The organism is Paracoccus sp. 22332 (assembly GCF_052045125.1).
GTDB lineage: Bacteria > Pseudomonadota > Alphaproteobacteria > Rhodobacterales > Rhodobacteraceae > Paracoccus > Paracoccus haematequi_A.
The window spans coordinates 1-714 of record NZ_JBQEOI010000124.1; the positions used below are offsets into that span (position 1 = coordinate 1).

Here is a 714-nt window from a genome sequence, read left to right on the forward strand (position 1 = left end):
GGGCATCGCTCATGCCGCGTCCTCCGCATTGCCCGACAACAGCCGCATGTAGGAACCGGCCTTCGTCTTCTCGACCGTGGCCTTGGGCAGATAGGGATAACAGTCCAGGTCCAGCCGGGGTGGACGGTGTTCAACACGGCAAAGCAGCAGGTGCTTCACGGCGTCGAAGCCGATTGCGCCCATCTGAAGCGCCTGCTTCACTGCGGCATGGAGATCAGCCAGATCGAAGGTCTCGAGCAACCGCAGGACCTGGACGTATTCGCGTCGGCCATGCCGGTTCATGCGCGCTTCCATCAGCCGGCGCAGGGTGGCGAACGCCTCGGGGAGTTCCCAGCCTTGCAATGGTGCGGCCTGATCGAGTGCGTTGATCTTCTGCTCCAGCAGCGGCAGGTAGTGGATCGGGTCGAAGACGATCTCCTCGCGATCCCAGCAGCGGGGATGGCGGGCAATGACCTCGCCCCGACAACCGATCACCACGTCGTGGACATAGGCCCGGATCCAGACATCCTGATGGCCGAAGGCAACCGGCACCGAGTAGTCGTTGGTCTTGTAGCGCACCAGACACTGGGACGAGACGCGGCCACTGTCCTGGTCGCAGGCATCAAAGGGCGCGACCGGGAGGGGGCGCATGGCAGCCAGATCGCGTTGCAGCCGCTCGCCGATCGTTTCGCTTTCGCCGCGCAGGACATCGTGCTGGCGCTTGCGGCATTGCTC

1 protein-coding gene is annotated in these 714 nt (G+C 64.1%); it reads right to left on the minus strand.

Annotated elements, in window-relative coordinates:
- Positions 1 to 9: 9 nt before the first annotated feature.
- On the minus strand, positions 10 to 714 hold a 705-nt coding region (locus ACTJI6_RS24140; protein ID WP_440804312.1), incomplete at its 5' end, for a Mu transposase domain-containing protein.